Source organism: Flavobacterium aeripolare (genome assembly GCF_013294025.1).
GTDB lineage: Bacteria > Bacteroidota > Bacteroidia > Flavobacteriales > Flavobacteriaceae > Flavobacterium.
On sequence record NZ_JABSNL010000003.1, the window covers coordinates 1 to 14,636 of the forward strand.

At 34.9% G+C, this 14,636-nt stretch carries 9 protein-coding genes; 4 read left to right on the forward strand and 5 right to left on the reverse strand.

What is annotated here, in order from left to right:
- The first annotated feature begins 857 nt into the window (after positions 1-857).
- From thrS to rplT, 4 genes are all read left to right on the forward strand, one after another.
- Positions 858-2,804, forward strand: coding sequence for a threonine--tRNA ligase (thrS, locus tag HNQ00_RS04425; RefSeq protein ID WP_173837129.1), 1,947 nt, complete (start codon positions 858-860; stop codon positions 2,802-2,804).
- A gap of 16 nt (positions 2,805-2,820) precedes the next feature.
- The gene (infC, locus tag HNQ00_RS04430) at positions 2,821-3,378 is read left to right on the forward strand and encodes a translation initiation factor IF-3 (RefSeq protein WP_371738901.1); all 558 of its coding nucleotides are present in this window, start codon (positions 2,821-2,823) and stop codon (positions 3,376-3,378) included.
- 106 nt (positions 3,379-3,484) lie between these two features.
- A complete protein-coding gene (gene rpmI / locus HNQ00_RS04435; RefSeq protein WP_022827375.1) occupies positions 3,485-3,682 on the forward strand; it encodes a 50S ribosomal protein L35 in 198 nt (65 codons plus the stop codon).
- Between the two features lie 173 nt (positions 3,683-3,855).
- Positions 3,856-4,200: a 50S ribosomal protein L20 gene (rplT, locus tag HNQ00_RS04440; RefSeq protein ID WP_026708677.1), complete on the forward strand. Its 345-nt coding sequence runs from the start codon at positions 3,856-3,858 to the stop codon at positions 4,198-4,200.
- Between the two features lie 657 nt (positions 4,201-4,857).
- Here the strand turns inward: rplT and secDF are convergent.
- From secDF to fdhD, 5 genes are all read right to left on the reverse strand, one after another.
- The gene (secDF, locus tag HNQ00_RS04445; RefSeq protein ID WP_173837130.1) at positions 4,858-7,836 is read right to left on the reverse strand and encodes a protein translocase subunit SecDF; all 2,979 of its coding nucleotides are present in this window, start codon (positions 7,834-7,836) and stop codon (positions 4,858-4,860) included.
- 226 nt (positions 7,837-8,062) lie between these two features.
- Positions 8,063-8,998 carry a malate dehydrogenase gene (mdh, locus tag HNQ00_RS04450; RefSeq protein WP_173837131.1) on the reverse strand — a complete coding sequence of 312 codons (936 nt, stop codon included), beginning with the start codon at positions 8,996-8,998 and terminating at the stop codon, positions 8,063-8,065.
- Between the two features lie 84 nt (positions 8,999-9,082).
- On the reverse strand, positions 9,083-11,026 hold the full coding sequence (gyrB, locus tag HNQ00_RS04455; protein ID WP_173837132.1) for a DNA topoisomerase (ATP-hydrolyzing) subunit B: 1,944 nt from the start codon (positions 11,024-11,026) through the stop codon (positions 9,083-9,085).
- A gap of 385 nt (positions 11,027-11,411) precedes the next feature.
- Entirely contained in the window at positions 11,412-13,706 is a 2,295-nt protein-coding gene (locus HNQ00_RS04460) for an FdhF/YdeP family oxidoreductase (RefSeq protein WP_173837133.1), read from the reverse strand.
- Positions 13,707-13,747: 41 nt separating this feature from the next.
- Positions 13,748-14,527: a formate dehydrogenase accessory sulfurtransferase FdhD gene (fdhD, locus tag HNQ00_RS04465; protein WP_173837134.1), complete on the reverse strand. Its 780-nt coding sequence runs from the start codon at positions 14,525-14,527 to the stop codon at positions 13,748-13,750.
- Positions 14,528-14,636: the final 109 nt, after the last annotated feature.

Sequence of the window (14,636 nt, forward strand, 5' to 3'; positions counted from 1 at the left end):
AAAATCTCGCGATTCTATTACTCTTATTCTTTTGTTCTAACATCTCTGTTAAAACGGCTGTCAATTCAATATGTCTAGGAACGTGTTCTTATCTTATTTCTCGCCTCGTTAGCATGTTAAACATGTTTCTCGAAGCGGGTGCAAAAGTAATAAACTCTTTTAATTACCACAAGCTTTTTTTGAAAATAATTTGAAAATAAATTTTCAACTCTTTTCGTATTGCTTGCCATCATGTAAAGAACTTATGCGCTGTTGCGGGTGCAAAAGTAGGTAGTTTAAACCGATAAACAATACTTTTAAATCACTTATTTTTGACATTTGTTCAACCCCAGCTTTAACTCACTGGAAATGCAAACTTTGTGAATTAGTCTTTTTTAAAGTTTTTAATAATTGTAGGAATTGTCGATATTATTAGCGCTCCATTTATTCTGTACCCGCCGTCTTCAGCGCTTCTATTAAATGTATTTACTCGTAAAAGCTTTTTCTATAACTGCTCTTGGATTAGGAGCGCCATATAAAGTTGCCCAATTCCTTAAACAATGGGATTTCTTCGATTTGTAAATGACAAAGTATGGATCAATCCCTTAGTCCTTATATATAGGTATCAAAATCACATCTCCTACTCTACTACATTAGCCCTGATAGCAGCGGCATCCTCTAGTGGCGGGGTTCGCCACTAGAGATACAGCGGAGAGCAGGAAATAGCTCCTGAAATTTATTATTGAACTATCCTTATATATAGGTACGGATTAATTTACTCTTTATAGACTAAGCTAAATAATAATGAAACAATCCTAACATATATATTGGATGTGCTTTTGTAATGGTTTATATTTGCATTCTTAAATTAACAAACAATGATTAAGATTACTTTGCCCGATGGGTCAGTTAGAGAGTATGCACAAGACGTTACTCCGATGGATGTTGCTAAAAGTATTAGCGAAGGTTTTGCTAGAAATGTAATTTCGGCATCATTTAACGGGACAACCGTTGAAACAAGCACTCCTTTGACAACGGATGGTAGTCTTATATTATTTACATGGAATGACGAAGGTGGTAAAAAAGCTTTTTGGCATTCAACTTCGCACGTCATGGCACAAGTTCTTGAGGAAATGTACCCTGGTATTAAATTGACTCTTGGACCTGCAATTGCTAATGGATTTTATTACGATGTAGATTTTGAAGATCATAAAATTACAGAAGCCGACTTTAAGAAGATTGAAGATCGTGTTCTTGAAATATCAAGAGGAAAACACGAGTTTAAATTACGTCCAGTTACGAAAGCAGAAGCTTTAGATATTTACAAGGACAATGTTTATAAAACAGAGATGATCACTAATCTTGAAGACGGAACGATTACGTTTTGCGATCACGATACTTTTACCGACTTATGCCGAGGTGGTCACATTCCAAATACAGGAATTATTAAGGCTATGAAAGTCATGAGTGTTGCCGGTGCGTACTGGAGAGGTGATGAAAAAAACAAGCAGTTAACACGTGTTTACGGAACATCATTCCCTAAACAAAAAGACCTAACTGAATATTTACTTTTGCTAGAAGAAGCAAAACGTAGAGACCATAGAAAACTAGGTAAGGAACTAGAATTATTTGCTTTTTCTCAAAAAGTTGGTCAAGGTCTACCATTATGGTTACCTAAAGGAGCCGCTTTAAGAGAACGCTTAGAGCAATTCCTTAAAAAAGCACAAAAGAAAGCAGGTTACGAACAAGTAGTTACACCACATATTGGTCAGAAAGAATTGTATGTGACTTCTGGACATTATGCTAAATATGGTGCAGATAGCTTCCAACCGATTAGTACACCGCATGAAGGTGAAGAGTTTTTATTGAAACCAATGAATTGCCCTCATCACTGTGAAATCTATAATGTAAGACCGTGGTCATACAAAGATTTACCTAAGCGTTATGCTGAATTTGGTACCGTATACCGATACGAGCAAAGTGGAGAATTACATGGTTTGACCCGTGTACGTGGATTTACACAAGACGATGCGCATATTTTTTGTACTCCAGAACAGCTAGATGAAGAGTTCAAAAAAGTAATTGACTTGGTACTTTATGTATTTGGTTCATTAGGATTCGAAAATTTTACCGCTCAAATTTCGTTAAGAGACAAAGAGAATAGAGAAAAGTACATTGGTACAGATGAAAACTGGGAAAAAGCGGAGAATGCAATTATTAACGCTGCAGCCGATAAAGGATTAAACACCGTAATAGAATATGGTGAAGCTGCTTTCTATGGTCCAAAATTGGATTTCATGGTTAAGGATGCTTTAGGAAGACAATGGCAATTAGGAACGATACAGGTAGATTACAATTTACCAGAACGTTTTGATTTAACATACAAAGGATCTGACAATGAACTACACAGACCTGTGATGATTCATAGAGCACCATTTGGTTCTATGGAACGCTTCATTGCTATCTTACTAGAACACACTGCAGGAAATTTCCCACTGTGGTTAATGCCTGAACAGGCTATAATCTTGTCTTTAAGCGAGAAATATGAAATTTATGCCAAAAAAGTTTTAGATTTGCTAGAAAATCACGAAATTCGCGCATTAATAGACAACCGAAACGAGACAATTGGTAAGAAAATCAGGGATGCAGAGATGCAAAAAATTCCTTTTATGATTATTGTAGGAGAAGAGGAGGAGAAAAACGGAACTATTTCTATACGTCGTCATGGACAAGAAGGTAAAGGTAATATCACTATATCGATAGAAGAATTTGCTGCTATTGTTGACGAAGAGATTAAAAAAACATTAAAAGTATTTACAGTTTAACTTAAATTATAAAGTCATAGCAATAAGAAGCAACAGAGGTTACCAACCTCGCGTAGAAAAAAAGGATGCCCACAGAATAAATAATCATATTCGTGGTATACAAGAGGTACGTCTTGTAGGTGAAAACATTGAGCCTGGAGTTTTTAAACTTTCAGAAGCACTACGTTTAGCGGATCAATTTGAACTAGATCTAGTTGAAATTTCACCAAATGCTGAGCCGCCAGTGTGTAAAATCATGGATTACAAGAAATTTGTTTACGAGCAAAAGAAACGTGATAAGGTTTTAAAGGCAAAATCAACACAAGTAACTGTGAAAGAAATTCGTTTTGGTCCTCAAACAGATGAGCATGACTACGAATTTAAAAGAAAGAACGCAGAAAAATTCTTGAAAGAAGGTGCTAAGCTAAAAGCTTTTGTATTCTTCAAAGGACGTTCTATTATTTATAAAGATCAAGGTCAAATCTTATTATTAAGATTAGCTACAGATCTTGAAGAGTATGGTAAAGTCGAAGCGATGCCGGTCCTTGAAGGAAAAAGAATGATTATGTTCATTGCTCCTAAGAAAAAAAAATAGTTAATAGGCAAAAGTCAGAAGGCAGTAGTGTAAAACTATTGGCAAGTGACTAATGGCTAATTACTCAAAATAAGTAAGTAAGAATAAATTAAAACACTAGGAAAAAATGCCTAAAATGAAAACCAAATCTAGCGCCAAGAAACGTTTCAAAGTTACTGGTTCTGGAAAGATTAAAAGAAAGCATGCTTTTAAAAGTCACATCTTGACTAAAAAGTCTAAAAAACGTAAATTAGCTTTGACACACTCAGCGTTAGTTCACAAAACAGATATGAAAAGTATCAAACAACAATTAAGAATTATCTAGGAAGCCATTAGTAAAAAGACATTAGCTATTAGTTTGCAAAACTTATGCCTATCGCCTTTTAACTTTTGCCTAGATAATCTTGAGGTTAAAACAATTTAAAATAACCTTGGAGTATGGCCATTAAGTGCTTTTGATTTAATTCAAGCCGCCTGCTACAAAAACACATAAAAATTATGCCAAGATCGGTAAATTCAGTTGCTAAAAGAGCAAGAAGAAAAAAAATAATGAAGCAAGCCAAAGGTTTCTTTGGTAGACGTAAAAACGTTTGGACAGTTGCTAAGAATGCGGTAGAGAAAGCAATGTGCTACGCTTACCGTGATAGAAAAGTGAATAAAAGAAATTTCCGTGCATTGTGGATTCAACGTATCAACGCTGGAGCTAGATTGGAAGGAATGTCTTATTCTCAATTCATGGGTAAAGTGAAAAAGAACAATATCGAATTGAACCGTAAAGTTCTTGCAGATTTGGCTATGAACCACCCAGAAGCTTTCAAAGCAATACTTAATAAAGTAAAATAAACGTTTTATCAACTCAATTTAAGACTACTTACTTATATAAAAGCCCTAATCGAAAGATTAGGGCTTTTTTTATATACGGTATTAGATATTAGTTACCCTTTTAAGATACCTCATAGCTCAATCGATACGTTACAATTTCATCAAATCACACTCCTGCATCACTTCGAGCTATTCTATAATGTTAAGTCACATGGACTCGTTTAGAGTTATCGAAACAATTGCAATCTACACTTTACTTCAACTGAAACTTTTGGTTCTTATAGAGCACTCTATCACAATCTACAGGCACGTTATTTATATAAGCAGCGATAAAACCTACCAACGTTATGTTTAGCTAGACTCACATTTAAACTGTTTGTAGATTAATTTGCGAAAAGGAATAATCACAGTTATGTATTTCACTCTTTACCACAATTTTACCTAACTACAGGCTAAGAGATAAGTAAACTGTTTACGGCAAATAAACCTTTAAAAGTGATAAGTATACAGCCAACTAACATTTAACCATAAAAACTATTGCAGCACTTAAACAAGTACTAAAGTGTATATATTCATATTCAATACGTCTAGCACTAGCGTTAGATTAGATAAAATTGACTCAAAAAAAAAAGGACTGTCAAAATTGACAGTCCTTTTAATATATAATGTAATTTAGATTTAAGCGATTTCTTCTTCATGTAACTTTTCAACACGGTCTTTATCAGCTTGTGATATAGTATCCACTAATACTGGAGTCGCAATAAATAAAGATGAATATGTTCCTACTACAATACCTACTAACATCGCAAAGATGAATCCTCTAATTGATTCTCCACCAAAAATGAACATGATTAATAAAACCACGATCATTGTCAATGATGTATTAATTGTTCTAGACATTGTAGTATTAATAGACTGGTTTACAATATCAGCAAAATTCCCTTTAGTTTTACCAGCTAAGAACTCACGAACTCTATCAAATACAATTACAGTATCATTCATAGAGTACCCGATCACTGTTAGAATTGCAGCAATAAAATGCTGGTCAATCTCCATTCCAAATGGCATAAATTTATAGCATAAAGAGTAGATTCCTAATACAAAAATAACATCATGCGCAACAGCAGCAATTGCTCCTAAACTATATTGCCATTTTCTAAAACTGATCATCAAGTACAAGAACACTAATAACATAGCCCCTAATACAGCCCAGTAAGCATTAGTTTTAATATCCTGTGCAACAGATGGACCTACTTTTGAAGCTTGAACAATACCAATAGTTTTACCATCGTAAGCGTTTACAAACTTTTCATAAGTCAATCCAGCACTATAATGATGCTTAAGAGTTTCAAACAATAGTTTATTAACTTCTCCATCAACTTTTACTCCGTGATCTTTAACTTTGTACTTCGTAGTAATTTTTAATTGGTTATTATCACCAAAAACTTTTACTTCTGCACTTCCATCAAAAACTTTAGACAATTCTTCTTTTACAACATCTGTTTCAATTGGTTTTTCGAAACGAATTTGGAATGTTCTTCCTCCCACAAAATCAACTCCTTCATCAAGACCATTAGTTGACAATGAAATAATACTTACAACAATTACAATACTTGAGAACAAATACGTCCATTTTTTCATTCCTAAGAAATTGAAGTGGAAATTGTTAAATATCTTTTTAGAAAAATTAGTTACAAATGTTAGATCATTTTTAGTTTTCAAGTTTCTATCTAAGAAAATTCTAGCGATAAAAATAGAAGTAAATAATGACGTAGCGATACCAATTAATAAAGTAGTAGCAAAACCTTTAATTGGTCCTGAACCAAAAATAAACAACACAGCACCAGTTAAAACGTGTGTTACATTAGCATCTGTAATAGATGACATTGCACCTCTCCAGCTATACGATGTTTTGATTGCTTCTTCTAATGTTTTACCAGCGCGCAACTCTTCTTTAGCTCTTTCATAGATAATGATGTTAGCATCTACCGCAGTACCCATTGTTAAAACGATACCAGCAATACCAGGCAAAGTCAATACAGCACCTAAACTTGCTAAAATTCCAAAAAGGAACAGTAAGTTAACCGCTAATGCAATATTAGAATACCAACCTGCTTTACCGTAGTAAACCATCATCCATAACGATACAATAAGTAAACCTACAATAGCAGAATTAGTTCCATTATCAATAGCTTCTTGACCTAATGATGGCCCTACCACTTCTGATTGTACAATATCTGCAGCAGCAGGAAGTTTACCAGCTCTTAATACGTTAGCTAAATCTTTAGTTTCTGTAACATCAAATGCACCTGAAATCTCTGATCTACCACCAGCAATAGGTCCACTAGAAACACCTGGAGCAGAGTAAACAATATCATCAAGAACGATAGCGATATTACTTTTTTGAGTATATGCCTTTCCTGTTAATTCTTCCCATGCCTTAGCACCTTGTCCGTTCATTTGCATAGAAACAGATGGCTTACCAGATTGATCAAATGAATCTTTAGCGTCAGTTACAACTCCACCACCCATAGCAGCAATATTGTCTCTATTTCCTTTTAAAGCGTATAATTCTACAACTTCTACATCTTTATCTTTAGCATCTTTAATTGTAGTTGTTTTACCCCATACAAATTTAGCATAACGCTGCTCTGCAGGAAGCAATATTTTAATATCAGCTCTTTTAAAATATCCATTTACAACAGCGGTATCCTTAGGTGAAAACATACCTAAAACTGGACCACCACCTTGAGCAAGGATTTTATCAAATAAAGGATTATTTCCTTTTTTTACAGCAGCAGTATCTTTAACATCACTTAGTAAAGCACTCAATGAATCCTTAACAACTGTATTTGTTTCAACTTTGTTAATTTCAGTTTTCTTCAATGCTTCGTTTGCAGAAACTAAAAAGTTACCTATTTCGTCAATTTTATAAGTTTCCCAAAATTCTAACTGAGCAGTACTTTGTAATAACTTCTTAATTCTATCAACGTCTTTAGCTCCGGGAAGTTCAACAAGAATTTTTCCAGACTCTCCTAATTTTTGAATATTAGGTTGCGTTACACCAAATTTATCGATACGTTTTCTAAGTACTCCAAAAGCACTTTCTACAGACTCGTCTACTTTTCTTTTAATGATCTTTTGAACTTGAGAATCGGTCATTTGATAATCAATACCATCTTCACCTTGCAAACTTCTGTTTGCAAAAATTTCAGGTGATGCTAATTTCACTGTACCTTTTGAGTTTGCGTCAAATGCTTCAAAGAAAGCATCAATATACGTTTGATTTCCTCTTTGATTAGCAGTAGCATCAGCTAATGATTTGTTGAAAACTGGATTTTTAGAATTATTAGATAATCCTTTCAAGATATCCTTTACAGATATTTGAAGCGTAACGTTAATTCCACCTTCTAAGTCAAGACCCTTGTTTATTTGCTTGTCACTTACTTCATTAAATGTGAAGTCTGTAAATCCAAGATCAAAAACTTTTTCTTTACCAATAGAATCTAAATACTTAGCTTCTTTGTCAGGATTCCCACCTGCAAATGCTTTCGCATCGTTTTTGACTTTGCTTGCAACAAATGTGAATGATAGTTGGTAAATACTTACCAATGCAAATAGAATTGCGAAAAATTTAATGAGTCCTTTATTCTGCATTATTACTAAAAATTAATTATTTTATATTTATTTATTCTTGTTTTTAACTCTTTTTAAATAAGTTGTAATCCTAAATTATTTCCATAAAAACAATCGAAATCAATCTCCTGTTTTTTATAAACCGAGCAAATATATAATTAAGGTTAAGATTAACCAATTTATTTATTAATTAATCTCAAAAAAAAGACTGCAATTGTGCAGTCTTCTTTGTTCTATAACACTTATACTAAGCTAAAATCGATTTTAAAGCGTCATTCATGTTCCTAACAGCATCTGCGCTCTTAGCAAACAAAGCCTTTTCAGCATCATTCAATTCAATCTCAACGATTTCTTCAACACCGTTTTTCCCGATAATACAAGGAACACCAATACAAATATCGCTTTGACCATATTCTCCATCAACCATAACAGAACAGGCAATCATCTTCTTTTGATCATTTAAGATACTGTCAACTAAAAATGCAACAGACGCACCAGGTGCATACCATGCAGATGTACCTAATAAACCAGTTAATGTCGCTCCTCCAACCATTGTACTTGCTGCAACTTTATCTAATGCTTCTTGAGATAAGAACTGAGAAACCGGAATACCATTATAAGAAGCTAATCTTGTTAAAGGAATCATCGTAGTATCGCCATGCCCTCCTATAACCATAGCAGCAACATCGTTAGCTGGCTTGTCTAATGCCATAGATAAATAGGTTCTAAAACGAGAACTATCTAATGCACCACCCATACCTATAATTCTATTTTTAGGTAAACCAGTAGCCTTCAATGCTAAGTAAGTCATAGTATCCATAGGATTAGATACAACAACAATTACAGCCTCTGGAGAAAATTCCAATACACTCTCTGCAACGCTTTTAACAATTCCTGCATTAATACCTATTAATTCCTCTCTAGTCATTCCTGGTTTTCTAGGAATTCCCGACGTAATAACGACTACATCACTATTTGCTGTCTTAGAATAATCATTAGTAACCCCTGAAACCTTAGTATTAAAACCTGTGTTTGTAGCACATTGCATAATATCAAGAGCTTTACCTTCAGCAAATCCTTCTTTTATGTCTAGTAACACTACCTCACTTGCAATTCCTCTATAAGAAATAACGTCCGCACAAGTGGCTCCTACATTTCCTGCTCCTACAATAGTAACTTTCATATTTTTGAGTTTATTTCGGTTAATCGTTAACGGTTATTTTTAATTATTCGATGCTCTAATTCGCACCATTTCTTCCGCCTTTACTTAAGCGTCAATATTTGCATACACTGCATTTTTCTCAATGAATTCTCTTCTCGGTGGTACTTCATCACCCATCAACATAGAGAAAACTCTATCTGCCTCAGCTAAGCTATCGATAGTTACTTGACGTAAAGTTCTAAATCCAGGATCCATTGTAGTTTCCCACAATTGTTCAGCATTCATTTCTCCAAGACCTTTATAACGTTGAATCGCAGCACTACCGCCCATTCTTTCATTAGCTTGATCACGCTGAACGTCATTCCAAGCATATTCTTTCTTTTGACCTTTTTTAACCAAATATAATGGAGGTGCAGCAATGTAAATATGACCTTGCTCAATTAGTTCCTTCATAAATCTGAAAAAGAACGTTAAGATTAAAGTAGAAATGTGACTACCATCGACATCGGCATCACACATAATAATTACTTTATGGTAACGTAACTTAGAAATATTCAAAGCTTTACTATCCTCTTCAGTACCTACCGTAACCCCTAGAGCTGTAAATATGTTACGAATCTCTTCATTTTCGAATACCTTATGATGCATTGCTTTTTCAACATTCAAAATCTTACCACGTAATGGTAAAATAGCTTGAAAAGCACGGTCACGACCTTGTTTAGCCGTTCCCCCTGCCGAATCTCCCTCAACAAGATACACTTCACATTTTGCTGGATCTTGCTCTGAACAGTCAGAAAGTTTTCCTGGTAATCCACCACCACCCATTACGGTTTTGCGCTGCACCATTTCACGTGCTTTTTTAGCCGCGTGACGTGCTTGAGCTGCAAGAATTACTTTTTGAACAATGATTCTAGCGTCATTAGGATTTTCCTCTAAATAAGCTTCAATCATATCTCCTACAGCTTGACTCACTGGCGAAACTACTTCTCTATTTCCAAGTTTCGTTTTCGTTTGCCCCTCAAACTGTGGCTCTGCAACTTTTACAGATATAATTGCTGTTAATCCTTCACGGAAATCATCTCCCGAGATATCAAATTTCAATTTATCTAACATTCCAGAAGCATCAGCATATTTCTTTAATGAACGCGTAAGACCCGTTCTAAAACCTTGCAAGTGCGTTCCTCCTTCATGTGTATTAATATTATTCACATAAGAAAAAATATTCTCTGTATAACTTGTGTTGTAAATCAACGCAACCTCAACAGGAATTTCTCCTTTATCATTATCCATAGAGATTACATGACCAATAATTGGCTCACGATTACCATCTAAATAACGAATATATTCTTTAAGACCTTCTGTCGAATGAAAAACTTCACCAACAAAATTCCCGTCTTTATCTTTTTCTCTTCTATCAGTAAAAGTGATCGAAATCCCTTTATTCAAAAAAGACAATTCACGCATACGTGCCGACAAAGTATCGTATGAATACTCAATAGTCTGCGTAAAAATACTTGGATCTGGATAAAAAGTTACAATCGTACCTCTCTTTGTCGTTTCTCCAATTTGTTTTACTGGATAAAGCGCCTTCCCTTTTTCATATTCTTGCTCGTAAATCTTTCCATCACTACTATGAACGGTAGCTCTTAAGTGATTAGAAAGCGCATTTACTACAGAAACCCCAACACCGTGAAGCCCTCCAGAAACCTTATAAGAATCTTTATCAAATTTTCCACCAGCACCAATCTTGGTCATAACAACTTCTAGAGCCGAAACTCCTTCTTTTTTATGAATTCCTACCGGAATACCACGACCGTTATCTTCTACCGAAATGGAACCATCTTCATTTATATCAACTATAATGGTATCACAGTGACCCCCCATAGCCTCATCGATAGAGTTATCGACAACTTCATAAACTAAATGGTGTAGACCTCTTACACCTACATCTCCAATATACATCGACGGACGCATTCTTACATGCTCCATTCCTTCTAATGCTTGAATACTATCCGCTGAATAATTGCTCTTGTTGATTTCTTCGCTCATATAATTTATTCTAAAATGTAATTTTGTCTAACACGCAAATATATAAAAATGTAAACTATTGTACCGTTAAATTCCCTATTTAAGCGGTTAAGTTATTAACATATTAGCCACAATAACTGATAAAAAAATGAGAAAGCAGCTATTTAGTCCGCTATTTTTTTTAATTATTTACACAAGCATTATTTCTTAAACAAAAACTTCCCTTCAAACATATTATTTCTGTTCGATTTTTATTCGAAAAAAAATATTTCTGAAGCCTAAAAAATAGCGGTTTTAATCGAGTACCCAAACTAACGAATTAAAAAAAAAGCAAACGCTAACTCTACCTCTTGTAAAATTAGCGTTTGCTTTAAAAAAAAACCTTATTCAATTATAAACTAATAAATTAAACACTTTTTTGAACAGAAATTATAACTGTTTTTGATGTTGGTTGATTGCTTATTCTAGCCACACTTTTCAACGGTACTAATACATTTGCCTCTGGAAAATAAGTAGCTGTACAACCACGAGGAATACTATATGGAATGACAATGAATTTCTCAGCTAAACGCTCTTGCCCTTCAAAATGGCTAATCAAGTCCACCACGTCGTCTTTTTTAAGACCGGCCTCATCAACATCTTGTGGGTTCATAAATACCACTCTTCGTTCATTCAAAATCCCTCTATAACGATCGTTCAAACCGTAGATAGTTGTATTGTACTGGTCGTGTGTTCGTATCGACATCATCAAGTATTGCCCTTCCTCAAGCACAATATCACTTAATTCATTAATCGTGAAATTTGCTTTCCCAGTATGTGTAGGTGTAAAATCATTATCTCGTGCATTATTAGGTAAATAAAATCCTCCTGGCACTCTCACACGCTCATTATACTTAGCAAAACCCGGTATTGTAGCCTCAACAGCATCCCTTATTAAATCATAATTACCAGCTAGTGCATCCCAATCTACCTTAGAATTTTTTAATGTGGCTTTAGCAATTCCCGCAACAATGGCAGTTTCACTTTTTAAGTATTCAGATAACGGAGTTAGATGCCCCACAGACTGTGCAATCACACCCATAGAATTTTCTGTCGTTACAAATTGCTCACCTGACGCTTGCTTATCTACCTCAGTACGGCCTAAACAAGGTAGTATTAATGCCTCTTTACCATGTACTAAATGACTTCTATTAATTTTTGTAGAAATATGAACTGTCAAATCACAATTGCGTAATGCTTCAGCAGTAAACTCGGTATCTGGAGTAGCAGAGTTAAAATTCCCTCCCATTCCTAGAAAAAAACGAGCTTCTTTTTTATGCATGGCATCTATCGCTTTAACTACATCATAACCATGTTTTCTAGGCGACTTAAAATCAAAATACGCATCTAAACCGTCTAAGAATTCTTCTGGCATTTTCTCCCAAATTCCCATTGTGCGGTCTCCTTGCACATTTGAATGCCCACGCACAGGACAAGTTCCTGCACCAACTTTACCAATACTTCCTTTCAATAAAAGTAAGTTGACCACTTCACGTATGTTATCAACTCCATTTTTGTGTTGGGTTAACCCCATTGCCCAGCAAACGATAATTTTCTTATTATTTGCGATCATCTCAGCTGCTTCTGCGATTTCATTGTACTGCAATCCTGTTTGAGCAACTAAGTCGTTTAAGTCATAATTTTGTATGTCGTTTATAAAATCCTCATAACCTGCCGTTTGTTCTGCAATAAATTTATGATCAAATACAGTTCCTGGATTGGTTGTTTCTTTTTCGAGCAAGAGCAGTAAAATAGCTTTTAGCAGAGCTACATCACCATTTATTTTTACTTGCAAAAATAAATCTGATAATTCAGTTCCACTACCCAACCATTTTAAGGGATTTTGTGGTTCGATGAAGTTTTTCAAACCTACCTCTGGTAATGGATTTACACTAATTATTTTTCCGCCATTTGCCTTAGTTTCCCCCAGAGCAGTTAACATTCTTGGATGATTTGTTCCTGGGTTTTGTCCCATTACAATAACCAAATCGGCGTGTTTAAAATCATCTAATATTACAGAACCTTTCCCTATTCCTACGGTTTCTGAAAGTGCTGAACCACTTGACTCATGACACATATTTGAGCAGTCAGGTAAATTGTTTGTTCCATATTGCCTAGCGAATAATTGGTACAAGTAAGCCGCCTCGTTACTGGTACGCCCTGAAGTATAAAATACGGCCTCATCTGGAGAATCTAATCCATTGAGGGTTTTACCAATTAATTTAAAAGCATCATCCCAGCTAATTTCTTCATAATGACTAGCTCCTTCTTTTAAATACATTGGATTTGTAATACGTCCTTTCTTCCCTAATTCATAATCAGAGAGCGTTCCTAAGTCAGCTACACTATTTAGCGCAAAAAACATAGGAGAGACACGCATTTTAGTAGCTTCCTCGGCAACTGCCTTTGCACCATTCTCACAATACTCGGCTAGAAAAGAACGCTTTTCATCAGGGTCTGGCCAAGCACAACCCGGACAGTCAAATCCATCTTTTTGATTTAATTTGGCTAAAAGCCCTACTCCTTTCACGATTCCAACTTCCTCGGCAATATGCGTTAATGCTGATTTAATCGCTTTAAAACCTACTGCAGAATGCGGTATCTCAGTTTCCTCAATACCTGTAAATTTTTCTGGTGGTTGTGCTATTGTTTTCTTTATCATTGTACTCTTATATTTTGAAGTAAAAAAAATATTTTCTACTATTATGGATTTGAATATATTGTGGCTTTACTTTCTCTAGAGAAACCAATTAAGCAAATGCCGAACTCCTTAGCATAATCTACCGCTAATGATGAACAGGCAGAAACAGCAACGATTGTACCTATTTTAGCAAAAAATGCTTTAGTAATAATTTCGTACGACACTCTTCCGCTAACTAGTAAAAAAGTTCCTTCCTTAATTTTTTTATTCTGGATTAGATCACCCACACATTTATCAACTGCATTGTGCCTCCCTATATCTTCTCTAATGGTTAGCATATCGTAATGGGTGTTAAAAATTGCTGCTGCATGGGATCCACCGGTCAAACTAAATGTTTTTTGGTTCTCTCTCATTTGTTTAAAAAGCTCTGGCAACTTGTTTAAGTTAATCGATTGTTGCTTTTCTAATTTAGCTTTAGGACTATCAAAGTCTTCTAGTTGTTGCTTACCACAGATGCCACAAGAAGAAACTGAAAGCAGCGACCTTTTATTGAGATAACCTACCCCAATTAAGTTTTCGGGGATAGTTACTTCCACTTTTGTAAAAGCGTTTTCAGTATGCGATAGCACTTGCATCTCGAGATCATCTAGACTTCGATAGATATCTTCTACGTAAAGTAATCCTCTTATTAAATCAAAATCATTCCCAGGTGTGCGCATCACGACAGTAAATGGCGTTTCATTAATACTGATTTCGAGTGGCGCTTCAACTACAAGATGATCGGTAATCAACTCCTTGCCGTCTGCATTTTTCTTGATCCCTTCGTAGGTGACAGTTTGCATTTATTGTTGTTTTATACTTGTAAAGTTAGCTAAAAAAGAAAAAATGAGGGTTTAAGCAATTGCTAAATAAAGCATAAAAATATTTTTATTCGAATACTTTAAAGATAAG